We start from the raw sequence: 23,212 nt of genomic DNA on the forward strand, positions 1-23,212 counted from the left end.
GTGAAGGGATATTGTTGCTTCACCTGTTATTTCTTGCTAGAAAACATCTTTATGATTTCATGAAGTTTTTCAGGCTTCAAAACTGGGGATATTGATTCCTCAGTTTGAAGGGTAAGCGCAGCACCAGCAAGGCCTAATTGACACGAGCCGATTAACGATTCTTTCATCATCATCCCATAGATGGCACATGAAGCAAATGCGTCATCTGCTCCAGTGACATCAATAATGTCAGTTGTAAATGGCGGCAAATGCCCGGATTCATCAGATGACGAGTAAAAAACACCTTCATTCCCAAGTGTTACAATGATTTGTTTAACCCCACGCTGCCTAATTTTTTCACAGGCTAACTGGCAGTCCGTGATAGATTCTATTCTCATATCTGACAGGACTTCGGCTTCTTCCCGGGTCGGGAGCAGTAATTCTACTCCGTCAAGGCGAACAGGCAATCTTTGTGCTTTCGTTGAAGATACTGGATCAATATATAAAGGAATGCTTTCATCTCTGCAGCGTTTAATTAAATATCGTATACTGTCCTCAGGAATATTCGTATCCAGAAAAACAGCCTGTGAAGCAGCGATATGGGACCATTTTTCTTCAAACATGGAGGTTGTGATTTTTTCATATATAGTCATGTCAGCCATCGCAACAATACTTTCACCATCAACATCTAACAATGCTGTGTAATTGCCTGTGCGTTCCATTGGCAATACCCATACCTGACTAATATCGACACCAACACTTTTCGTCTCCTTCAATAACCAGTTTCCTTCTTTGTCCTCTCCGACACATGCAATTAGAGATGTGCTGACGCCGAGCCTGCTTAAATTTTCGGCAAAATTGCGAGCCACCCCGCCACATGTTTCGGTAATTCTTACTGGATTTGAAGAATATAAGCGTACCTTCTGATTCGTCCGTGCTTTACGGTCTGTGTTTGCCCCGCCAATACACACGATTGACGATTCTTCTCCAAGTATATAACCGCGCCCTTTGATCTCTCCGCGTCTTGTCAGGTTGGCAATATAGTTAGCAACAGCAGGTCGGGATAACCCTACCTTGCTTGATAATTCCTGTTGTGAAATGAAAGGATTCATTCTTATATGGTGTAAAATTTGCTTCTCTTTATCCATGAGACAACCTCACTTCCCGAAAAACCATAGTTTTTCAACTCAACGTGAATAGATTTTCAAATTTAATTTCATCTCGTTAAGCTTTTGCAGAATCAACTGATTGTTTTTTTGATAGTTGTTTTAATCAATCCATTATAACCAAAAAAACAACGGCAAAAAAGCCCCTGTAAAATGGGACGATTAAAATGCATTTTCCAGTAATTGATGTTCAATCTAGAGACTACTATTCTTTTAAACTCATTGACAAATAAAAAAGAAAGCGTATACTAAACTTATGTTTATTTAGTAAACAAATGTTTTTAACTTGGGAAGGGGGGATAAAATGACGAAGGAAATGGCCGAAGCATTCAAGGAAACAAATCCTATCATTTGCATTGGCGGAGCCAATCTTGATCGGAAATTTTATGCGAAATTTGACATAACCGGCGAAACTTCCAATCCTGTAAAATCTTCTACATCGGTTGGCGGAGTAGCCAGAAATATTGCCGAAAACCTGGGCAGATTAGGGGAAGAAGTCATCCTTTTAACAGCAAGAGGAAACGATGCAGAATGGATTGGAATCTATGATTCATCATCCCCGTTCATGAATCTGGAGTATGTCACGCCATTTGAAGATTGTTCAACGGGAACTTATACGGCCGTTTTGGACCGAAATGGCCATTTATCAGTCGCGTTAGCCGATATGGATATTTACGAAAAAATCACTCCTGAACTGTTAATCAGTAATATCCACATTCTCAAAAGAGCTAAATGTATCGTTGCTGATTTGAATTGTCCAAGTGAAACGATTGATTATCTATGTTCTTTTACTTCTCAGCATCAAATTCCATTTGTGATCATCCCTGTTTCATCCCCAAAAATGAATAGGCTTACAAAATCGCTGCATGGTGTCAGCTGGCTGATCGTAAACAAGGATGAAACCGAAACATTCATGAACATGAAAATCCTGGATGTTCAAGACTGGGAAAATGCTGTGAAGAAATGGTTAGGATTAGGTGTGAAAAATGTGATTGTCACTAATGGCTCAAAAGGTGTAATGGCGGGAGTCGAAAATGGAGAGCTATCTTACTTTCCGGCAATTGAAACACCAAAGGTTGTAGATGTAACAGGTGCAGGAGATTCCTTTTGCTCAGGAGTCATTTATTCCTGGTTACAAAACAAAGAAATGGACTACATTATCAAGTCAGGTTTGCTCAATGCCCATAAAACGATTATGTCAAAATATACCGTTAGACAAGAGCTAACGCAAAAACAATTTATCTTAGATATGGAGGAATTAAAAAATGAAACAATATATTGAATTATCAGCAGAGGTACAACAAGCAAAAAAGGAAGGTAAAGCTATCGTTGCTTTGGAGTCCACGATTATTTCCCATGGTATGCCTTATCCGCAAAACGTTAAAATGGCCCGTGAGGTTGAACAAATTGTTCGGGATAACGGTGCTGTCCCAGCAACAATTGCCATCATTGATGGGAAAATCAAAATTGGTTTAACAGATGATGAATTAGAGTTGTTTGGAAAAAGTTCTGGTGTTGCAAAGGTATCAAGGCGTGATCTTGCGCAAATCGTTGCCACAAAACAACTAGGCGCGACCACTGTTGCATCCACCATGATTTGTGCTGACTTAGCGGATATCAAAATCTTCGTGACAGGCGGTATTGGCGGGGTTCATAAAGGAGCAGAAAGAACCATGGATATCTCGGCTGACCTCGAAGAGCTTGCTCAAACGGATGTAGCAGTCATCTGTGCAGGTGCTAAATCAATTCTTGACCTGGCGCTTACTATGGAATACCTCGAAACAAAAGGAGTACCGGTAATTGGTTATGAAACAGAGTACCTTCCAGCATTCTATACGAGAAGCAGCGAACATAAATTAAACTTCTCCACAGATTCTGTCGACGTTATTGCCGAGACATTAAAAACAAAATGGGAACTAAACCTTAAAGGCGGAGCAGTGATTGCAAACCCGATCCCGGAAGAATTTGCTATGGATGAAGACTATATCAATTCCATTATTGATCAAGCAGTGAAAGAAGCAGAAGAACAACATATCATCGGGAAAGACAGCACGCCATTCCTGCTCGGAAAAATCAAAGAATTAACAAACGGTAAAAGCCTTGATGCGAATATCGAATTAGTAAAACACAATGCTAAAGTAGGAACGCAAATTGCTGTCAGCTTTAACAGCCAAACGAAGTAAAATGAATTCTTAATAAACCAAACACAACTTCAATAGAGCGAAATCTATCAATCTTGGTTTCTGCTTTATTGAAGTTGTTTATAATATGCTTTTTAGTTATTGATGGTCAGCAAAATACCGATCAGATAAATGCAGTGGTCGGCATACTAAGGCAAAAAATCTAAACAAGCGTATTAATATAGGAAAATACTTTTAATTCGAGACTCTTTAATTGAAAGTAATTAATAATAGGATTATTATTAAATTGTTCATTAAAGCAAATAATACAAATTGTATATGAAGTTGTTTTTAAAATCGAAAGGAGAATTTATAATGGGTAAATTAGATGGGAAAGTAGCAATCATTACAGGGGCAGCACAAGGTATGGGTGCTATGCATGCTCGTAAATTTGTGGCAGAAGGCGCAAAAGTAGCGATTACGGATCTTAATTTTGAAGGTGCACAAAAACTGGCCGATGAATTAGGAGACCATGCAATTGCGCTTAAATTAGATGTATCCAGTGAAGAGAACTGGGTAGAAGTTGTAGCAAAAACCGAAGAGGCATTTGGACCAATCAACGTCCTGGTAAACAATGCAGGAATTGGTATCTTCAAAACATTAGAAGAACTAACTGTAAAAGACTTCGAATTAACATTTAAAGTAGACGAGCTGGGTGTATTCTTAGGGATGCAAAAAGTACTTCCTTCAATGAAAAAAGCTGGCGTTGGTTCTATTGTTAACATTTCATCCGTAGATGGTTTGGTAAGTGCTCCAACCGCTATTGCTTATAGTGCTTCAAAGCATGCTGTAACCGGTATGACTAAAGGTGCTGCAACCGAACTAGGGCAATATAACATCCGTGTGAATTCTGTCCATCCAGGAATTATCAAAACACCTATGGCTGACCAGCCAGATGTTGAAGAATATCTAAAACAACTTGAAAAAGATATTCCCCTAAGAAGAAGGGCAGAAGTTGAAGAAGTGTCTAATTTAGTTGTATACCTTGCTTCTGATGATTCTAGTTACTCCACTGGAGCACAATTCGTTGTTGATGGCGGAATGATTTCAGATTTGTAATTGTACCAAACTTATTGGCATATAATCCAATTTAGTTCAATTAAATAAATTAAGTCTGTGCACGTGCACTATTTTAAGAGCATGTGGTAAAAAAAGGTCAGTTAAGTTAAAACTTAACTGGCTTTTTTTATGAAGGGATATAATTCATATATGCTACACGTAGGTTTCCAGATGAATAAAGAGAGCTTAGGTACTCAGTTAAGATCAGAACGACTTAAAAGGAATATGTCTCAAAATCAATATGACAACCAGGACTCTAGGCCATATAGAAAATGACAAAGAAAACACAGAGGACAACTAGATTTCTAAGAGATAAATCCTGAAAAAAGAAAATACCTCTCCCCTATTGTTAGTTATAAGTTTGACTTGTTTAAAGTAAATCGTTTTTATTCCGATATACACTGTAGCCAAAAACAAGGAGATGGATACATTGAGTTTAGAATCACTTACAGCAAAGATAAACAAAAACGTAGAAGAAATGGAACTTGCTATCGCAAGGGTTTATATTGAAGAAAACATTGAAATCTTAAATGAACATAGAAATATGTTAAATAAAAATGCAAGGGAGTTATTGGACTTCCTCTTGCAAATGCAGGTTCATGATGGGCAGCCATTGACAAGAAAGGATATGGCTATCATAAATACAATTAATACATACGCCAATAAGTTCGACTTAAGAGGAATAAAAATGATTGTAAAGGACCATCCCAACTTACTGATTAGAAAAGATACACCAGCATATCTAAACGCAGATGCAAAAATTATCCTAGAAGGCATGAAAGCAATCTAAAAAAATCAATATACCTTACAAAGCCCTTCGTCTGAGAAGGGTTTTTTCATTTCTGTCAGAACGGGCTAATGGTGTTTAAACAATTTTTAATGGGAATTCAAAACTGGCTTCATATTTTATGAGGGTTTTTCTGGTTAAGCCACTGGAGATTATTTACTTGTAATTAAGTATTTTAGAGGGGCACAAAGTTAATGAACTAGCAAAGCAGGATAGTAATAACGATATTCGGCTTAGCAAGCCAGATTAAGGGGAGAGGGTGTTCAAACAATTATTTCTAAGTATTTACATATATGAGATTTAAAGGTTAAATTAAATAGAATTAGATTTTTAGGAGTTTATTATGACAATTATTCTTGGAATATTGATTGTGTTTGGTTTAATAATTTTAGCAGTTAGCATTTGGAAGAAAAGTAGGTTTTTATCAATTTGTTTAACAGTTCCAGTTTTTTTTGTTTTATTCATTATTGGATACGTTGTCTTTAACTCTTGGTATCATACAACTTCTGAATCCCTGGAGATTACTGTGGAAAGAGATAAGCAACGATATTCTCTTTCAGGTGTTTGGGTGAAACCAATGGACAGCTACAGATTCGTCACCGATTATATTGTATTTTACGTTCCGGATAATATAAAGTTGTCCAATGTGAAACGTAACAGATACAAAGACTATAACGAGATGGATTATAAAGGATTAGAGGCAGCAGTTCACAAAAGCTTAAACGAAATAGATCCACCTAAATTGCAACCTCAATTTTTTGATATTGAGACAACTAAGGAGTTTCGCATATCTTTTGATTTCCCAGAAAACATAAACCCCAGCGATATTAAAGTCTATTATGTCCATATTAGAGAAGAACCAATGGATTCGTTGGAGTTTTGGTTTAAGGAAATTGATTTAAAATAGGGTGACTTTCTATTCAACACCGATTCTGGAAGTGCTGCCATTATGGGATCTCATATTTCTAGCTATTGAGAGGCTCTTAGTACTAGGAAGATATATTAATTAAAGAGGGGTATAATGAAAACTTATATATATTTGCTGAGGCACGGTGATTCCCCAAAAGTTGGAGATGAAAGAACAAGAGAACTAACTGAAAAAGGAGTCTCAGACTCTAAACGAATTGCTCAACTTTTAAAAAGTGAGTGCATTGATGCTGTTATCTCGAGTCCTTACAAACGTTCCATCCAAACGGTTCAACAGTTAGCAATAGAATTAGGACAGGAAATTTTAGTAATTGAAGAACTTAAAGAAAGAGTCTTTTCTGCTGAAAATTCTCGAATACCTGACAAGGCATTATACCCTTTATTAGAAAGGTCATTTGCTGATTCAAAATATGCTATAAAGGGAGGAGAATCTAATGCTGATTGTCAGAAACGAGCAATAAAGGCTTTAAAAGAAATATTGAATACCTATAGAGGACAAAAAGTACTTTTAGGTACACACGGGGCTATTATGACATTAATGTTGAGGTATTATGACAATAAGTACGATTTGAACTTCTTATTAAATACATCAAAACCAGATATATACAAGATGGAATTCATCGGACAGGAATTAGTAGATATTCAAAGGTTATGGACTAGTTAAAAGTTGTTAGCTAACAATAGGAAGATGATATTTTTGCCAGCGTTGTGTTAAATAAAGAGATGCTGCTGCATCTCTTTTTCTTGCTCCACTAACGATGCAGAAGAGTTAAATACGAACTTATAAAAAGATGTAACGATAAAGAATGCTTTTACTCTAATAAATTAACATTTTCAAAGTCAAAATTTCGAGGGAATTAAGTGAAACAAACCATTAAAGTCATCTCATTTACTTTTGGAACAATTTTAGGAATTGTAGGCGGAACCATTTACGTTCTATTTTTAATATTTTCACCTGATGAATTCAATCAAAAGAAATGGGTTAATAAGCATTCGGAAAGAATCGATATGATAGATAGTATGCTTTCGGAAGTGGAGTTAAAAGGGAAGACTAAAACTGAAATTATAAAACTTCTGGGCGTGGAAGAAGAAAAGGCATATTTTAAGGAACCAAACAATCTGGTTTATTATCTAGGTGACGAGCGGGGTTTTGTGAGGATAGATCGTGAATGGCTGGTCCTTTGGTTTGATGATAAAGACAGAGTAACAGATTATGAAATTAAAACAGATTAATAAGTAATAGTGGTATTAGGCTAATCATGTTTGAATTGTTTAAACATCGGGTGCGTTCATCCAAAATTTTTTAAATTCCTTATTATGCTAAAGATCCAATAATGTAAAATAAGAATCGGCTAAACAGAAATGAAAGTTAGACTTATTAGGAGGGACAGTTAATGAGTAACTTTAATGAAGGATACTATTGTAATTGTTGCGGAAAGGTTCACGAAGAGCTCCTAATGAGTTATGTAAGTCCCTTTCCTGATTATGTCTACGATATACCATCAAATGAGCAAGAAGATAGGATAGAAATGTATGATGATTTGTGTATCATAGACGATGAATATTACTTTATTCGTGGATGTATAGAACTTCCTGTAATGGACGGTAATGGCTCTTTTATTTGGGATGTCTGGGTTTCATTAAGCGAAGAAAATTATAATAAAACCATTGAGTACTGGGATGCTAAGGGAAGAGAAGAAGAGCTTGAGCCAATGTTTGGTTGGTTATCAACTTCCCTTCCTTGTTACCCTGAAACAATTAATTTAAAAACGAGGGTTGATACCAGACCAGCAGGTATAGCTCCTTATATAGAATTAGAGCCGACTGAACATCCATTAGCTTTAGAACAAAGGAATGGCATATCAAAGGTTAGAATTAAACAAATAGCCGAAGAATTGTGCCAACAAGATGATCAAAGTTAATGTTTTATTGCTTTACTTTACTTATGGCCTGTTATGAAATTAAAGGTGCTTTGATTCCAAGTAGGATTAAAGCACCTTTTTGTTGAATAAGTTATGTTGTTAAAAGGCAGGAAAATGTTAAAGAATGTGAGAAGAAAAATGAAATTACTTATTTTAGGTGGAAAAGGATTCTTAGGCTCAAGTTTAATGGTTACAGCACATAAGAAAAACATAACTGTTTACGGAACTTCACGCTCTGTATCTAATGAAGTAAATATCTTAAAAACAGACATCTTTGATAAATCTTCTATATTATCTGTTTTAACTAAAACCGCTCCTGATATAATTGTTTGGACCCTTATGAGTAGTCAAAACGAAATTGAATTAATCAATAGCGGACTTCAAAATTTACTATCAATAATAAGAAAAGAAACAAAGCTAATATTTATTTCAACAGATGCAGTTTTTACGGAAGGTATAGGAAATTATAAAGAAACAGATAGAATTGGAATACTTCCTAACGAATCTCCACTTTCAGCTTATGTTAATGCAAAATATACAGGAGAAAGCCTCATAAAGTCTCACCATAAAGATCATATGATAATTCGTACTGGCCCTATTTATGGGGGTTCTTCAAATATTGAAAAAAGAACCGCCCGTATAATTCAGAAAATAGCGAATAAGGAAAGTGTTAATGCAGCGACTAATTTGTATCGTTCCTTTGTACACGTTGATGATCTATCTACTGCAATACTTGAGTTAATATTTATAAAATTTATAGGTACTATACATTTAGGACCTTCGAAGAAAGTAAGTTACCATACCTTCTATAATCGACGCTTGAAACAACTGGGATTCAACTACTCCGTAAATCCTTTTAAAATTGATAAAGAAGACAGTTCATATATATCTTTGGACACTTCACTCAATACCCAAAAGGCAAATTCATTACTAAAAACTGAATTTCGAGAAATTTAAAAGTCAAGTTCGCTCTATTAAAAAATAATGCGAAATGCGTGTATGTATCCCTTATTTGATTTGTTTAATTTTATTGATGGTTCTGGTGAAATACCTAACTCTAACTACGAAAAAATTGAGTTAATCGAGGGTACATTCAACGAGATAGAGGAATTGGAAGAAAGAGAGGAATTCTTACATGATTTGTTAATGTCAACATATTGGGATTGGAAAGAGAAGATAGATAAAGGGTGACTCTTGAACTAATGGTTGCGTTGTTCCAGTATAATTAACCCCTTTTTTTTGTCGAATTTCTTATTTAATAAACGGTGCAGTAGAGGGAAAAGGCTAGGAAGAAATTTCATAAAAGTTAAATACAATATAATGTGTAGTATTTTTCGAACTTATAAAAAGAAAACAACAAAAAAGCAGTAACAAAAATGAGGAGGTATTGTAGTGAACCAACACCAAATCATCATTACTCAGTATAATCCAAAGTACGCTGAACAAACAGTGAAAATGTGGCGCGATAGTAAGGAGCAGGCAATTGGTCAGAAAGAAATTCATAGCTTTGAAAATCACGTTTATTTTTTAAATACTATATTACCTAAACAGTTTCAAATAAATTTAGCGTTAATTGACGATAAAGTAGTAGGAATGATTGCTTTTAATGAAACCGAAATAAGCCAACTCTATATTCATACAGATTATCAAGGAATGGGTATAGGTCAATCATTACTAGATAAAGTAAAAGTAATATCAAGAGGGAGATTAACATTATATACATTTGAAGTGAATGAAAATGCACAACGATTTTATGAAAAGAATGGATTCAAAATCATTGGTAGAGGACACGAAAATGAAGAAAATTTACCTGATATTCAATATGAATGGTTTTCAAAATAAACAAAAGTTAACGGAGGCTACAGGTATCAGGCATAAAAAGCTATAGTAAAAGCAATGACTTGGTAAATGTCGGTTCTTTTTTGTGTTGGTCGAAACAATAGCCAGGGATTGTAAATAAATACTGAAATATAAGGGTGCAACAGCAGAATAAAGCTGTCACGTCTTCCACTATTGGAAGTTTAGCAGATCAAGGAAAAGATTCAATGTAATAAAAATCCAATTTGATTTAGCATATGAACCATGCAATTCCAAAGTTACAGGTGCTTTCCCTATCGGCTTACTACTGAAGTTATAATTACCAGTTTCTGTTGAAAAAGTCCTATTAATCTACAATAAAACATAAAATATAATAAAAATTATTAGGATGTGATGTACATATGAAAAAATTTGTATTACCTCTTCTAATCTTATTCATGAGTGGCCTTTATATCTTTTTTATCCCCGAAGATCCTGCATCTGTTAAAATCACTTTTAAGCTCATTCCTATGGTTTTAATCATTATTTATGCATACCTACATTGCAATACTAATCCTAAACCTGCTCAATGGATTATAATAACTGGATTGTTTATATGTATGTTGGGAGATGGCTTAATTGCAGGTTCTTTTATCTTTGGATTAGCAGCATTTTTAACAGGGCATCTATTTTACTTATTCGGATTCATTAGAACATGGAAGTTTTCTAAAACACGTTTCGCAATGATCATTCTTATATTTGTTTACTCTTTCTTAATTAGTAACGAACTTGTAAAAGCTTTGATGGACAATGGAAACAGTAATCTCATTATTCCTGTTATTGCATATGTTTTTGTGATTTCACTTATGGCATGGTCAGCCATTATGACAGGTAATAAATGGGCAATTGCAGGAAGTTTTTTATTTGTCCTATCCGATTCTATATTATCTTGGAATCTGTTTGTATCTGATGTTCCACAATCAAGTTTACTCATCATGTCTACATATTACACAGCTCAGTTTTTAATTGCCCATAGCCTCGGTAGCTTATTAACCAAATCTAGAAAAGAAGGATTGTAAAGTATTCTTTCAAAAAGTTTAGTAATAGGAATTTCTCCCCCAACGGAACGGGTTAGTACTTATAATAGGAGGGCTAGTTTAAGAACATCTTATGTTTTCAGTCTACCCTGGGATAAAAAGTAACGCTTCCTCGTCTTCTGTCCAAAAAAAACAATTGACGGACTCGTAATCGAGATATCAGGAAAGCCTGGGAGAGACCTTACTATGTTGGGGTTGTTAAATTCCCCCAGATTCACGAGTTTGAGTGCATTAGTTGTACAGGCTTCCACACAAGCGGGTAAATGGCCTGTATCCTGTCGTGGATAGCACATCTGACATTTGGATACCTTATGGGACTCAGGGTCGAACTTTGGTGCATGGTATGGGCAGGCTGCGACACAGAGTTGACATCCGTCACATAGATTTTGGTTTATTTCCACAATCCCGTCTCTTCGCTTAGTAAATGCTCTATGTGGACAGACTCTGAAGCATTCTGGGTTATCGCAATGGTTGCAGGAAACGGAAAGGAACAATTCAGGACTCACTTTCTTTACTGTCCTCCAGTTGATACCGGAGGGAGTCTGATTTTCATTTTTGCATGCAATTTCACATGCACTGCAGCCTATGCAATCATCAGCATTAAAGCAAAATCCCATTTGTTTAAACATTGCATTCCCTCCATTTCCTCAAATGCACAATACTATCATAAAAATAAGTGCTGCTATCGGGTTTTTCATTTTCTTTATTTCTGATCAACTGGTTAATAGGATTGTTTCCAGCCTGATGGGTTAGCACAATGTTGTCAGGTAGATGCGTGGAGATTCTGGCGGTTCCAATGATGCTGCCCGATTCGTTGTATAGCTCGACTTTGTCCTGGTCTGCGATGCAGTTCTTCCTTGCTGCTGCAGGGGATATTTCAATTATGGATTCATCTTTTTTTGAATTAAGCCATGATACCCACTCATATTGAGAATGGATTTTGAGTAGTGATTGAGGAGTTAACAGTGTATAGCTGTCTAGCTCAGATGAGTTAATGGCCAAACTGTTATTCTCATTTGGTGAAAAAAAACTGAATACTTGTCTTTCATAGGGGAAGGTGAATTTCTCTTTTTTATGGTGAGCTTTTGTCATTAAATCCTCGAAACGATTAATTCCATAAAGATGCATGATTTCAGGTGTTATTTCGTCCCGAATCCACTCTATTGGTTCCTTCTCATATGGAAAGTTAGAGAAACCCGGTGAAAGTTGATTCAGCTTCCTTGTCAGCTCTCTTGCTATCTGAAGGTCGCTTTTAGCTTCGTAGAATGCAGGAATTGCTTTTTGATTCAAGGAAATCCAATAATGCCAGTATCCGATGTTTAAGTCTTCCTCCTCAAAATGGGTAGCTGCGGGAAGAACCAAATCTGATTCCATAGCTGTTTTCGTCAGATACATATCTACAGTAACGATAAGTTCAAGTTGATCAAACAGCTCTTTCCATTTCGCCAGATTTTGGTCTTGAGTAAAGATATTCCGTGAAGCAATCCAAAGTAATTTTAATGGCGGATTATCGAAAGAAAGAGCATTGTTAGCATAGTCACTGATATCAACAGACCTTGAATCTGGAACAAGCTCATTTAGCGGCCCTTCACGATTAAGCAGCCTGTTAGGAAACAGTTCTACATCATTATGCATAAAATATAAGCCTGCATTGGGAATGGTTAAATTTCCGGACAGAGCCACAAGACTGTTAATTGCCTCGATGCTGTCCTTTCCATTGCTGTTTCTTTGGATTCCCAACCCAGCCCAGGTAGCGGTGGGCTTAATAGAGGAATACAGACTGGCCAGTTCTGTAATAGCTTCTTGAGAGACTCCTGTTATTTCGTAAATCTCCTGCATTCTAATCTTGTGAGTTATGAAATTAATATAATCCTTCCAGCCTTCTCCTCTTTCATTAAGAAAATCATTTGAAGCATAGCCATTCTCGTATAAGATTTTTGCGACTCCGAGTGCGAGCCACATATCAGTACCAGGTTTAATTTGAATATATAAGTCTGCTTTTTTCGCTGTCTGAGAAAGGACAGGATCAATGACAACCAGGATTGCGCCTTTTCTGCGTGCTTCGTAAATGAACTTCATTTGATGCACATTGGTCACGGCAGGGTTTGCTCCCCAAAGGACAATCATTTTAGAGCAAGCCATATCCTCTGGAACTGCACTGAACTTCTTGCCAAAGGACCGCTCCAGAGCATTCAAGCCAGTCAAGGCACACGGGTTGCCAACTGGTTTAGTATGAGGACCAATGCTGTTGAAAAGCCCTTCAGTCGCATAGTGAAGGAGACCAAGGTTACCAGAATATTTATTGTATCCAGAAGCAAGGTTGGATCCGTATCGAACTTGGAGTTCGATCATTTTCTTCGCAATTATAGTATAGGCATCATCCCAGGATATCCTCTTCCAGTTGCCAGAGCCTCGAGGGGTCTGCAACATGGGATATTTCAGCCGGTGAGGATTATAGACAAACTGGGTATAGGCGTAGCCTTTAGCACAGAGACTTCCTTTAGTAAAACCATGAGAAGGATCACCTGTTACCTTAACTAGTCTATTGTTTTTTACATAAGAGAGAATTCCACACGTACCATAGCAGTTTCTCGGACAGGTATTTCGGTATATTCCATCCGCCATGACTACACTCCCTTTGTTAAATCTTTCTCATCTTCTTGATTTTAAAAGCAGCAGAAACATTCAGCCTGTTATTGATATCATCTAGTTTGTATCCCAGGATTTCTTCAATCTTTTTAAGTCTATATCGAAGGGTATTTTTGTGTAAAAACAATGCTTGAGATGTAGAAACCATGTCAAATTGATTGGTCACATACGCTTCCAATGTTTCCGTGAAATCAGTATGATGAATGCTATCGTAATTAATCATTTTTCCAAGAATCGTTTCATAATACTCCTTCAAATCCTGGGTATCATGCTTATATAAAATGCGTTCTAGTCCGAGTTCTTCGAAGTAGGGGACTTGGATATCCAGTAATTCTCCAATCTCAAGAGCAACCTTTGCTTCTTGAAAACTCCGAAATAAATCCCGAGGATCGCTGTAGGTTTTTCCTATCCCACATGAAAAGAAGCGTTCAGTTTCTTGTCTATCCATTTCCTTTAATATAATTTCTGCAATTGTCCTTATTGAGTCCTTTAAACTCATCTGATCTTCTTTTTTGGCAGTCAATATTAAGGAAACTTGATTACCTCGCTTCATGGTTATAGGTTCCCATTGTCTCTCCACAACGGTTCGTTCAACTATATATAGCAATTTATTTATTAGTTTTTTATCTGTCGCATAATGGTTAAAATCCCTCAATGCAAAGACAAGCACTGCTTGTTGAAGGCTAAAGTCCCAATTCCATATTTGAGCGTGTTCAAGAATCTCGTCCTTTTGCTTGAGGTTCCCATATAGAAGGTCAAAAAGGAACGGTTCCTTGAACTTAAGCTTCTCTTGCCGTATTTCAAGCTTCATTTGTAGTTTGGATGCTATTAGGAGGGATGCAAGCGACATCAACGTTTGAGTTTGTACCTCCATGATAGGAATCTCTGAATCTACGAGGTAAAGGTACCCAAGGATATTATTATCATAGGCAACAACGGTTCCCCAACCCCAATAGACATAAGAATCGGTTATCAGCTCGTAAAGAGAAAAAGACGGGTCTTTATGCTGCTCCAATTGTTGGATGGCCATAATGCTTCCGATAGTATGATAAGGGTCTTTTAATGCACTCGAAATAAGTTGATTATGGCTATTCGTTAAAATAACTGCTTTGCCAGACAGGTCAGAAACCTTTTGGATTAAAAAGGTTATATTTTCGTGACTTGCCCTGGTTAATTCTGTTGCAATTTCAGGTATACATGCGGATCGTTCCATGTGGTTAATCCTTTCAAATATATACTTTGTAATTCAATTTCATGGTAGTGCAGACCCGGAGCTTTAACAACTAGTTTCACAGAAACGTAAAAGTTAACTGCAACGTTGCAGTCACAATTTGGACACCATCATATTGTGCAAAGACACAAAAAAGGACTTAAAGATTCGTACTCTCCGTACATTGGAGTGGGCTCCGATCAATCCTATAATGTACTTGTAAGTGAAAAGTTTCACAATATGACGGATAGAGGTGAAACAAGTGATTAGAACACTAGAGCAAGATTTAGAAAAGATACAAAATCAATCACTTAATAGGTATGCAAGGATTTATAAAGATATCGAAAAGGAAACACTCAAACATATTGAGCAATTTGGTCTTACTTTTGAGGGAAGACCCGACCAAACTGAGAGAGAAAAGCAGCTCAAGGACCTAAAAGGCTGTGATGCAGCCTTCCGTAACAATGGCAAAAGTGTCGTCTCAAATGGCAAGATTTCTACCGCATGTGAGGCATGCCAGACCGGGGTCGGAAGCTATACAAATTTCGTTTCGTTGAAATGCCATCGTGACTGCTATTTCTGCTTCAATAAGAACCAAGACAATTACCAGTTTTATCACGAAAACCAACGAAATGCCGTGGAGGAACTAGACCAACTGTTCGATAGCGGAAGCACCGTTACCCACCTGGCGTTGACAGGAGGTGAGCCACTCCTTCATCCAGGAGAGACGATTGATTTCTTCAGGAAGGCAAACAAGTTTAACCCTGCCATTCATACAAGGTTATACACAGCAGGTGACCTTCTAACAAAGGATATCCTTATAGAATTACGGTTAGCTGGGTTAAATGAAATTCGCTTCAGTATAAAATTGGAAGATTCGAAACAAAAGCAAAAGCACATTCTACAGAAAATAAAGCTTGCTAAGGACTTTATTCCAGATGTAATGGTTGAGATGCCGGTCATACCAGGCACTGAAAAAGAAATGAAGGAGCTGTTATCAGCTCTCGAAGAGGTTGGAATCTTTGGTATTAACCTGCTTGAATTTTGTTTTCCACTTGGGAATGCTGATGCTTTTCAAGAGAGGGGATTCAAACTGAAAAATCCACCTTATGATATTTACTATAACTTTTGGTATGCAGGAGGTCTGGCGGTAGCGGAAAGCGAGAAGCTTTGCCTTGAACTTGTCAGATTTGCTATCGAGAAAAAGTTTAATATGGGTGTCCATTACTGTTCACTGGAGAATAAGTTCACGGGGCAAATTTATCAGCAAAATTATAACCAAGTACTTGATGAAACTTATACATTTTCTCCAGTGGACTACTATTTTAAAACCGCAAAGGTGTTTGGTAAGGACCGGAAAACAGTACGCAAAGTGCTCGAAAAGAAAAAAATCCCCTATATCGAGAATTGCGACTATGATTTTCTGCAGTTTCCAGTTGAAAGCATTCCGTTTTTACGGAATAAGGAAATTCCTATTATCATGTCATCTAATGTCGTTGAAATAGATGAAGATGGACGTTCGATTAGGGAAGTACATCTTGAGTTCATACACCCAACTGAGTTGGAGAAATTTAGAAGAAAGGGTGATTGATATGCAAGCAACCAGGAAGGCGTTAAAGGTGGAAGAAATTGTTGACCTTTTTTATGCACGGCAAATCGCATACGACATGCTTAGAAGGTTTTTCATGGAGGAGCCATCAAAGGAATATCTATCGTTATTCATACAAGAGAATGTGTTGGATGCGTTTCCTTTCCAGGAGGAATCAGAACTTATTGCGTCAGGTGTGAAATCTATAAGGAATTTCCTGGAGAAATCCAAACCAATTATATCTTCAAGAGATTACGATGATTTGCATTGGGATTATACAAGACTATTGATTGGACCATTCGAAGTACCAGCTCCACCATGGGAGTCAGTTTACCTCCGTACTGATCGTTTGCTTTTCCAAAAAACAACGATGGATGTCAGGAAGCTGTATCAAAAATATGGATTTCAAGCGGCTGATTATAACATGGAAGCCGATGACCATATAGGTCTCGAACTGGACTTCATGTTTCGACTGAATTCCTTATGTATAGAGTCGTGCGCCACAATAGTGGACACATCCGTTCCTGAAGTGATCTATCTATTAAAAGAACAAAACAACTTTATGCGAAATCATCTTGGGAAATTTGCTCCAGCTTTCGCCAAGAATGTTATACAGCATGCAGAAACTGAGTTCTATGCAGGAATGGGAATGATTCTTGAAGGTTTTATTGATATGGATTCTAGCGTTCTATCAGAATTGCTGAACATAGAATTAATAAAGGAGTAAAAGGAGGTTACACCATGTTGGATTTAGTAGAAAAAATAAAAGACTTAAAGATGTCCAGGAGATCTTTTATTGGCTGGTCATCTGCTACAGCAGCAGCGGCAGCTATCCCGGTTACAAGAGGGCTGGTTGCGAAAGCAGAGAAAAATGCCTCAGGCAAATCGGATGAAGAGGTATGGAAAACGGCAGCATGCTGGCATAACTGTGGCAGCCGTTGCTTAAACAAAGTCCTGATCAAAGACGGGGTGGTCATTCGTCAAAAGACGGACGATACACACGAGGACAGTCCGGATTTCCCACAACAGCGCGGCTGCTTAAGGGGACGGTCCCAGCGGAAACAGGTATTCAGTGCTGACCGCCTGAAATACCCGATGAAAAGGAAGAACTGGGAGCCGGGAGGAGGTAAAAAAGATCTCCGTGGTCGTGATCAGTGGGTACGTATCTCTTGGGACGAGGCATTTGGCATTGTGGCTTCCGAGATTAAAAGGATTACTGGGAAATATGGGAATGAATCTGTGTTAGTAACCGGTGGAGATGCCAATATCACCAACGTGATGAAAGCTGCCGGAGGATATACAGCTTGCTACGGAAGTTCTTCATGGGGAGCCTGGCGATGGATTTGGGAACAGATGGGTGTAGGAGAAGGTTTAATTGTCAATGGCATTAATGACCGCTTGGATTTGAGAAACTCCCAGTTGATAGTTCTTTGGGGTGCCAATCCTGCATGGAGTACCATGGGAAGTGTCACCTACAACTACCTTCAAGCAAAAAAAGCTGGTGCACGATTCATCTCTATTGATCCAATGTATTCGGAATCGGCAAGGGTTTTTGAAGCTGATTGGGTGCCGATCCGACCTGGAACGGACGATGCGCTCGCATTTGGAATCATGCATACGCTTCTTGATGAAGATTCCCCGACCAATCCTTTGGTAAAGTGGGACTTCCTTGATAAATATACAATTGGCTTCGACGCTGACCATATGCCTAAAGGTGCTGATCCAAAAGAGAATTTGAAAGACTATATACTCGGAACTTATGACGGACAGCCGAAAACACCTGAATGGGCTTCGGAACTTTGTGGAATAAAACCATCCGATATCCGGAAATTAGCTCGTCAAATTGGAGGAACGGAACGTGTAGCCTTGTTGACAGGATGGTCACCGGCACGTATTTCAAATGGCGAAGGCTGGGTACAGGCATTTTCAGCACTTGGGATGATGACTGGCCATATGGGAAGCCCAGGAAATATGACTGGTGTCAGTTGTTGGGAGTATGCAGGCAACATGGGTCCTATGCTCCTGACAGCAGGAGGTAAAGGAACGCCAACCATAGAAAACAAAATTGATAATAACATTAATGAAAATGAAATCTGGGATGCGGTACTGAACGGCAAATTCCTGCAGCGCTATGAAGGAGAGCGCAAGGCAAACATTCAATTTATCTACCATAATTACAACAATACGCTCCAAACCCGAAGTAATATCGCGAAAGGAATCGAAGCACATCGCAAGGTGGAATTTATCGCCGCTAACTCCTATGTGCTGACAACAAACGCGAAATATGCTGATGTCGTCCTTCCTGTTGCCACTCAATGGGAAACCGAAGGAGCAGTAACTGGAGGTAACAGAGAAATTCTGATTACCTGGTCAAAGATCATAGACCCGTTATACGGATCTAAGACCGACCAACAAATTGCGGAGGGGATCCTAGAGAAACTCGGGATAAGCCCTAAAGAAGTATTCCCGATTTCTGAAAAACAGCAATACTTCAACCAATTAGCTGGCAGCATGGTTGTCAAAGATAATGGAGTCGACTATGAGCCGCTTTGTACCATTACGGCGGCTGATATCAAGGAAATGGGTGTAGAAGGCAAACCGCAAAAAGGACGTATCCCATTAAAGCAATTTATTGAGCAGGGGATTTATCAAGTGCCTCGTAAGCCAGGAGACAATTTTGGATTCATCGCTTACAAAGAGTTCATTGATGACCCAAAAGCTCATCCAGTATCGAGTGAGAGTGGTAAATTCGAAATTTACTGTAAGGCAATCAACGAACTTTCCAAAAAAGCATATTCCGAAATCAAGCCAATCCCGGTGTATGAACCAAAAGTGCACGGCTATGAATCTACTTTTGAAAACTGGGAATCCAAGAAGAAAGGAAAATATCCATACCAAATTATCAATCCTCATTATCTCAGACGTTCACACAGTACCTTTGACAATGTCCCGCAGCTTCGTGAAGCCTGGTCAAATCCTGTGTATATCAGCAGTCATGATGCGAAAGAAATAGGGATTAAGGATGGCGATACAGTACTAATGTCAAATGAATTTGGCAAGTCACTTCGTCCGGCAAAAATAACAGAAGGGATTATGCCAGGAACCATTGGGCTTCCACATGGAGCATGGATTGATATTGATGAAGAGACGGGCATTGATCGTGCTGGTGCGGACAATTTATTCGTGCCTCACATTCCAAAGGGACTTGGTTCATCCGGTTTTAACCTGGCCCGCTGTAACATGGAGAAGTGGGAAGGTAAGCCAATTGAAGAAGATGTCAAATGGCCGCAAAGAATCATCAAATTTTAGTAGAAAGAGGGTGTAATTCATGGTGCAAATGGGATTTTATATCAATGTTGCTGAATGTGTAGGCTGTAAGACTTGTACAGTCGCATGTAAAGACAAAAATGATCTGGAAGTCGGAAGGAACTTCAGAAGGGTTTATGATTTCGAAGAAGGATCCTATCCAAAGCCATCAATGTGGCATCTGTCTATTTCATGTAACCACTGCGACAATCCGGCGTGTGTGCAAGGCTGTCCAACAGGGGCATTGTACAAGCGAGATGAAGATGGAGTGGTCCTAATTGATCAGGATCACTGTGCAGGGTGCAGATATTGCGAGTGGAACTGTCCATATGGTGCTCCACAATTCAACGAAGAACTTGGCAGGATGAGCAAATGTGATACCTGTATCGATTTGCGAGAAAAAGGGGAAGACCCTGTTTGTGTATCCTCATGTATCATGCGAGCGATCGAATTCGGCCCAATTGATGAATTACGTAAGAAATACGGAGCAAACGCAGATATTAAAGGTTTACCTAAGTCATCCATTACAAAACCAAACTTAGTTCTTGGAGGAAGCAAATAAAAGGAGGGATTAACATGCATGAGTGGCCGTTATTAATATTTACAGTTGCTATTCCAGCGGCTGCCGGAGGGATTTTCTTCCTTTGGTTAGTCTCTAGGAAACTCGAAAAAAGTGGCAAGGATTTAATTAGTATTATGAAGATTCCAGTGGTGGGACTTGCCTCCATCTCTCTTATTGGGCTTGCCGGTTCTTTTTTCCACCTTGGCAGCCCGATGAATGCTATTCATACCATCAGAGGTGTGGGACGGTCATGGATGAGCAATGAGATTATTTTAACCGGTGCTTTCATTGCTCTTCTATGTATCATTGCCGGGATGGTTACTATTTATAAAAAGATCAATCCAATGCTGATGCTAATCACGGGGATTGTTGGGCTAGTTGCAATTTATGCAATGGGCAGCGCATATGCAGTTACCAGGGTTAACGGCTGGGACCACCTGAATACGTATCTCGTTTTTTATGGAACTGTATTTGCGTTGGGTCCAGTTTTAGGAGCAGCGTTATTACTGCCAAAACTATCTGGTGATCAAATCAGACAAGTGATTCAGTGGGCGTTTATTTCCGGTATCTTTGGGATAGGAATTCAGTTAATTGGAACAGCCATGTTCTCAGCTTATAGTCCAGAAGTGCAATTGATTTCAGGTATGACAGCTGCAGATAAACTCGCACCTTATTCAGGAATGATTGGAACTCGATGGTTTATAGAAATTCTTGCTCTTGGAGTGCTGGGATATATGTCACTTAGTGGGAAGCAAAAAGTCAATTATGCTTTTGTGATGGCCGCTTTGCTTGTTTTCGCAGTCGCAGAAGGTATGAGCAGATATGTATTCTATGTTTTGGGATCCTGAATTTAATCAATAATGATGATGAATGGCAGAGGTGAATGGTATGGGAGTCGTTGGAAATTGGCTGGAAAGTCTCGATTTTGAGTATAAAATTTCCGATGGATGTGTCCGTGGTAAGAGCAAAAAAGCTACTTGCACAACATGTGTTGATAGTTGTCCGGAAACAGGAGCGATTGTTATCTCGGATAGAATTCCATACATTCAACCTGACCTCTGTAAGGAATGCGGAGATTGTATAGCTGCCTGTCCGGTGCATGCAATTGAAGGAGTCTTTCCAAAACGGCATGTCAAAGCAGGCAAACTACTTGCGTATAATGGTTCCAAACCTTCTGTCTCTGAATTATTGATCCATTCATCAAAAGGGATTCAGTCAATCCTGCCTCAAGAGCCCCTTGATGAAGTGTGGTTAGAAAGAATACAAGCAGCCAATAATCTGCTTTTGGATATGGAAAAAAATAAAATAGAACTTCTTCCTATAAAAAGCATTAATTTAGAGGAGGAGACGGTATCTCGTCGTGAGTTGTTTACGATGTGGGGGAAAGGAAGCAAGAAGCTTGCAAAGGACGTAACTCCTGCCAGCTGGCGTTTTAATCACAAAAAGTTAGAGCTTGCTCCTTATTATCCAGACTTCCAGTTTAACCAAGTAGAAATTAATAGTGATACATGCACACTCTGCAGAACCTGCGAGAGGCTATGTCCGAAACAATGCTTCGAATTAAATGAGGCTGGATTTAGAATTTCTTCACAGGCCTGTTCATCGTGTATGCTTTGTGTCGATAGCTGTCCGGAGCAGGCAATATCAGTCAAAGAAAGGGTATCTAAAGCTACGACCATGAACATAGAGATTTATCAACATACCTGCTCTGTCTGTAAAAAGCCTTTCAAAACTCTTCATAGAGATGAGGAGAAATGCTCTGTCTGCTCACGCATAAAAGAAGGGTATCTCAGCAGCAGGACTTGTTAAAAATTCATTGGAAACAAAAAGAAAAAACCCTTGCATTTGCAAGGGTTTTTAAGGATGGAGAATAGGGGGATCGAACCCCTGACCTCAACGCTGCCAGAGGAAATCCATTAGTAAAACTGAGTTAGATAAGTTAAATTAAAATCAATTAAGTCTTGATTTATAAGGATTTGTGGATTGTGGTAAACAATCTAAGTCAATCTAGTTCAATTAAATAAAATAAGTCTGTGCACTGTTTTGTGCACTATTAAAAAAGCGTGTGGTCAAAAAATGGTCAGTTAAGTTAAAACTTAACTGGCTTTTTTAAATGGTAAATTTACATTTTGGTTGAAACTAATTCTTTATTCTATGAAGGGATTAATCTCTCGTTGTGGAATTTTCTTATTAAACTGAGGGAGTTTATGTAGATATCCCTCATAAACAAAGGAGAATTGAAAATGAGAAAACTCGTTTTATTTCTGCACGCATCGCTTGACGGTTTTGTAGAAGGGCCGAACGGTGAAATGGACATTGGCTGGGTTTCCTACGATGCTGATTTGGAGAAACACGCGAAAGAAATTCTGAGTACTGCCGACACCGTCATTTGGGGCCGTGCGACTTATCAGATGATGCACAGTTACTGGCCATCTGTGCCTTTGAACCCATCAGCTTCGCAGCATGAAAGGAATCACGCAGAGTGGATTGAAAAGACATCCAAAATCGTTTTTTCCTCGACGCTGGAGAAAGTCGAATGGAACAATTCCAGACTGGTGAAAGAGAATGTCGAGGAAGAGATCAAGAACCTCAAACAGCAGCCAGGCAAGGATATGGTCATCCTCGGCAGTCCTAGGTTCGCACACTACCTTATGCACCTTGATTTAATAGATGAGTTTAAAATTACGGTTTCTCCCGTCCTGATTGGCAGCGGGTTGCCGTTATTCCAAGGTCTAAAGGAGAAGATCAATCTTAAACTTATCGAAAACAAGACATTTGATTCTGGAGCCATTGGTCTCATTTACCAGAAGATAAAATGACCCTTTCATCCAAATTAGATTACTCTAACGGGAACGATCGTATTATAGAGTTAACCAGTATTTACTGGTTGGCTCTTTTTTTTATAGGACCTATTATTTCAGTAGCCAGGGTAGAACGTACGGGTGCGTGGGAGTTGGATCTCGTCAGCTAAACTGTTCGCCCC

22 protein-coding genes are annotated in these 23,212 nt (G+C 38.4%); 18 read left to right on the forward strand and 4 right to left on the reverse strand.

Annotated elements, in window-relative coordinates; genetic code table 11:
* Window positions 1-26: 26 nt before the first annotated feature.
* Complete coding sequence (locus M3593_RS19130; protein ID WP_251544268.1) at window positions 27-1,127, reverse strand: carbohydrate kinase; 1,101 nt, start codon at window positions 1,125-1,127, stop codon at window positions 27-29.
* Between the two features lie 322 nt (window positions 1,128-1,449).
* On the opposite strand from M3593_RS19130, the gene M3593_RS19135 reads away from it, so the two are divergent.
* The 11 genes from M3593_RS19135 (at window position 1,450) to M3593_RS19185 (ending at window position 10,896) form a co-directional block, all read left to right on the forward strand.
* Window positions 1,450-2,427 carry a carbohydrate kinase family protein gene (locus M3593_RS19135; RefSeq protein ID WP_251544266.1) on the forward strand — a complete coding sequence of 326 codons (978 nt, stop codon included), beginning with the start codon at window positions 1,450-1,452 and terminating at the stop codon, window positions 2,425-2,427.
* Entirely contained in the window at window positions 2,411-3,328 is a 918-nt protein-coding gene (locus tag M3593_RS19140; RefSeq protein WP_144478924.1) for a pseudouridine-5'-phosphate glycosidase, read from the forward strand. The genes M3593_RS19135 and M3593_RS19140 overlap by 17 nt, the downstream gene beginning before the upstream one ends.
* A 312-nt stretch (window positions 3,329-3,640) precedes the next feature.
* Window positions 3,641-4,384, forward strand: coding sequence for an SDR family NAD(P)-dependent oxidoreductase (locus M3593_RS19145; RefSeq protein WP_144478926.1), 744 nt, complete (start codon window positions 3,641-3,643; stop codon window positions 4,382-4,384).
* A 430-nt stretch (window positions 4,385-4,814) separates the two neighbouring features.
* On the forward strand, window positions 4,815-5,174 hold the full coding sequence (locus M3593_RS19150) for a hypothetical protein (RefSeq protein ID WP_251544264.1): 360 nt from the start codon (window positions 4,815-4,817) through the stop codon (window positions 5,172-5,174).
* Window positions 5,175-5,514: 340 nt separating this feature from the next.
* Window positions 5,515-6,078 (forward strand): hypothetical protein, encoded by a 564-nt coding sequence (locus tag M3593_RS19155; protein WP_251544262.1) that lies wholly within the window; start codon window positions 5,515-5,517, stop codon window positions 6,076-6,078.
* A gap of 114 nt (window positions 6,079-6,192) precedes the next feature.
* Entirely contained in the window at window positions 6,193-6,762 is a 570-nt protein-coding gene (locus M3593_RS19160) for a histidine phosphatase family protein (RefSeq protein WP_251544261.1), read from the forward strand.
* Between the two features lie 197 nt (window positions 6,763-6,959).
* On the forward strand, window positions 6,960-7,331 hold the full coding sequence (locus tag M3593_RS19165; RefSeq protein ID WP_251544259.1) for a hypothetical protein: 372 nt from the start codon (window positions 6,960-6,962) through the stop codon (window positions 7,329-7,331).
* A 161-nt stretch (window positions 7,332-7,492) separates the two neighbouring features.
* Window positions 7,493-8,020, forward strand: coding sequence for a DUF2199 domain-containing protein (locus M3593_RS19170; RefSeq protein WP_251544257.1), 528 nt, complete (start codon window positions 7,493-7,495; stop codon window positions 8,018-8,020).
* A 114-nt stretch (window positions 8,021-8,134) separates the two neighbouring features.
* Window positions 8,135-8,977: a sugar nucleotide-binding protein gene (locus tag M3593_RS19175; protein WP_251544255.1), complete on the forward strand. Its 843-nt coding sequence runs from the start codon at window positions 8,135-8,137 to the stop codon at window positions 8,975-8,977.
* A gap of 435 nt (window positions 8,978-9,412) precedes the next feature.
* Window positions 9,413-9,862, forward strand: coding sequence for a GNAT family N-acetyltransferase (locus M3593_RS19180; protein WP_251544254.1), 450 nt, complete (start codon window positions 9,413-9,415; stop codon window positions 9,860-9,862).
* 377 nt (window positions 9,863-10,239) lie between these two features.
* Window positions 10,240-10,896, forward strand: coding sequence for a lysoplasmalogenase (locus M3593_RS19185; RefSeq protein WP_251544252.1), 657 nt, complete (start codon window positions 10,240-10,242; stop codon window positions 10,894-10,896).
* Between the two features lie 89 nt (window positions 10,897-10,985).
* Here the strand turns inward: M3593_RS19185 and M3593_RS19190 are convergent, their stop codons facing one another.
* The 3 genes from M3593_RS19190 to M3593_RS19200 are packed head-to-tail and all read right to left on the reverse strand — an operon-like array spanning window position 10,986 to window position 14,776.
* Window positions 10,986-11,543: a 4Fe-4S dicluster domain-containing protein gene (locus tag M3593_RS19190; RefSeq protein ID WP_353056110.1), complete on the reverse strand. Its 558-nt coding sequence runs from the start codon at window positions 11,541-11,543 to the stop codon at window positions 10,986-10,988.
* Complete coding sequence (locus M3593_RS19195) at window positions 11,536-13,539, reverse strand: molybdopterin-dependent oxidoreductase (protein WP_251544250.1); 2,004 nt, start codon at window positions 13,537-13,539, stop codon at window positions 11,536-11,538. The genes M3593_RS19190 and M3593_RS19195 overlap by 8 nt, the downstream gene beginning before the upstream one ends.
* A gap of 16 nt (window positions 13,540-13,555) precedes the next feature.
* Window positions 13,556-14,776 carry a PucR family transcriptional regulator gene (locus tag M3593_RS19200; protein ID WP_251544248.1) on the reverse strand — a complete coding sequence of 407 codons (1,221 nt, stop codon included), beginning with the start codon at window positions 14,774-14,776 and terminating at the stop codon, window positions 13,556-13,558.
* 259 nt (window positions 14,777-15,035) lie between these two features.
* Between M3593_RS19200 and M3593_RS19205 the strand changes: the two genes are divergently transcribed.
* The 7 genes from M3593_RS19205 to M3593_RS19235 all read left to right on the forward strand — a co-directional run bounded on the left by M3593_RS19205 (window position 15,036) and on the right by M3593_RS19235 (window position 23,048).
* Window positions 15,036-16,364 (forward strand): radical SAM protein, encoded by a 1,329-nt coding sequence (locus tag M3593_RS19205; RefSeq protein WP_251544246.1) that lies wholly within the window; start codon window positions 15,036-15,038, stop codon window positions 16,362-16,364.
* A gap of 1 nt (window position 16,365) precedes the next feature.
* Window positions 16,366-17,088 carry a TorD/DmsD family molecular chaperone gene (locus tag M3593_RS19210; protein WP_251544244.1) on the forward strand — a complete coding sequence of 241 codons (723 nt, stop codon included), beginning with the start codon at window positions 16,366-16,368 and terminating at the stop codon, window positions 17,086-17,088.
* Window positions 17,089-17,102: 14 nt separating this feature from the next.
* The gene (locus tag M3593_RS19215; RefSeq protein ID WP_251544242.1) at window positions 17,103-19,670 is read left to right on the forward strand and encodes a molybdopterin-dependent oxidoreductase; all 2,568 of its coding nucleotides are present in this window, start codon (window positions 17,103-17,105) and stop codon (window positions 19,668-19,670) included.
* A gap of 19 nt (window positions 19,671-19,689) precedes the next feature.
* Window positions 19,690-20,229, forward strand: a complete 540-nt coding sequence (locus M3593_RS19220) for a DMSO/selenate family reductase complex B subunit (RefSeq protein WP_251544240.1) — start codon at window positions 19,690-19,692, stop codon at window positions 20,227-20,229.
* A gap of 14 nt (window positions 20,230-20,243) precedes the next feature.
* Complete coding sequence (locus M3593_RS19225; protein WP_251544238.1) at window positions 20,244-21,077, forward strand: dimethyl sulfoxide reductase anchor subunit family protein; 834 nt, start codon at window positions 20,244-20,246, stop codon at window positions 21,075-21,077.
* Between the two features lie 40 nt (window positions 21,078-21,117).
* Window positions 21,118-22,038, forward strand: coding sequence for a 4Fe-4S dicluster domain-containing protein (locus M3593_RS19230; RefSeq protein ID WP_251544237.1), 921 nt, complete (start codon window positions 21,118-21,120; stop codon window positions 22,036-22,038).
* A gap of 434 nt (window positions 22,039-22,472) precedes the next feature.
* On the forward strand, window positions 22,473-23,048 hold the full coding sequence (locus tag M3593_RS19235) for a dihydrofolate reductase family protein (RefSeq protein WP_251544235.1): 576 nt from the start codon (window positions 22,473-22,475) through the stop codon (window positions 23,046-23,048).
* Window positions 23,049-23,212: the final 164 nt, after the last annotated feature.

Source organism: Mesobacillus sp. MER 48, assembly GCF_023714225.1.
In the GTDB taxonomy this organism is placed as follows: Bacteria; Bacillota; Bacilli; order Bacillales; family Cytobacillaceae; genus Mesobacillus; species Mesobacillus oceanisediminis_A.

Bases quoted from the DNA above. Each gene is read 5' to 3' on its own strand.
- M3593_RS19185 (WP_251544252.1), top strand. From the start codon at position 10,240: ATGAAAAAATTTGTATTACCTCTTCTAATCTTATTCATGAGTGGCCTT.
- M3593_RS19145 (WP_144478926.1), top strand. From the start codon at position 3,641: ATGGGTAAATTAGATGGGAAAGTAGCAATCATTACAGGGGCAGCACAA.
- M3593_RS19190 (WP_353056110.1), bottom strand. From the start codon at position 11,543: ATGTTTAAACAAATGGGATTTTGCTTTAATGCTGATGATTGCATAGGC.
- M3593_RS19215 (WP_251544242.1), top strand. From the start codon at position 17,103: ATGTTGGATTTAGTAGAAAAAATAAAAGACTTAAAGATGTCCAGGAGA.
- M3593_RS19230 (WP_251544237.1), top strand. From the start codon at position 21,118: ATGGGAGTCGTTGGAAATTGGCTGGAAAGTCTCGATTTTGAGTATAAA.
- M3593_RS19195 (WP_251544250.1), bottom strand. From the start codon at position 13,539: ATGGCGGATGGAATATACCGAAATACCTGTCCGAGAAACTGCTATGGT.
- M3593_RS19235 (WP_251544235.1), top strand. From the start codon at position 22,473: ATGAGAAAACTCGTTTTATTTCTGCACGCATCGCTTGACGGTTTTGTA.
- M3593_RS19155 (WP_251544262.1), top strand. From the start codon at position 5,515: ATGACAATTATTCTTGGAATATTGATTGTGTTTGGTTTAATAATTTTA.
- M3593_RS19225 (WP_251544238.1), top strand. From the start codon at position 20,244: ATGCATGAGTGGCCGTTATTAATATTTACAGTTGCTATTCCAGCGGCT.
- M3593_RS19135 (WP_251544266.1), top strand. From the start codon at position 1,450: ATGACGAAGGAAATGGCCGAAGCATTCAAGGAAACAAATCCTATCATT.
- M3593_RS19200 (WP_251544248.1), bottom strand. From the start codon at position 14,776: ATGGAACGATCCGCATGTATACCTGAAATTGCAACAGAATTAACCAGG.
- M3593_RS19210 (WP_251544244.1), top strand. From the start codon at position 16,366: ATGCAAGCAACCAGGAAGGCGTTAAAGGTGGAAGAAATTGTTGACCTT.
- M3593_RS19220 (WP_251544240.1), top strand. From the start codon at position 19,690: ATGGTGCAAATGGGATTTTATATCAATGTTGCTGAATGTGTAGGCTGT.
- M3593_RS19175 (WP_251544255.1), top strand. From the start codon at position 8,135: ATGTTAAAGAATGTGAGAAGAAAAATGAAATTACTTATTTTAGGTGGA.
- M3593_RS19160 (WP_251544261.1), top strand. From the start codon at position 6,193: ATGAAAACTTATATATATTTGCTGAGGCACGGTGATTCCCCAAAAGTT.
- M3593_RS19140 (WP_144478924.1), top strand. From the start codon at position 2,411: ATGAAACAATATATTGAATTATCAGCAGAGGTACAACAAGCAAAAAAG.
- M3593_RS19170 (WP_251544257.1), top strand. From the start codon at position 7,493: ATGAGTAACTTTAATGAAGGATACTATTGTAATTGTTGCGGAAAGGTT.
- M3593_RS19130 (WP_251544268.1), bottom strand. From the start codon at position 1,127: ATGGATAAAGAGAAGCAAATTTTACACCATATAAGAATGAATCCTTTC.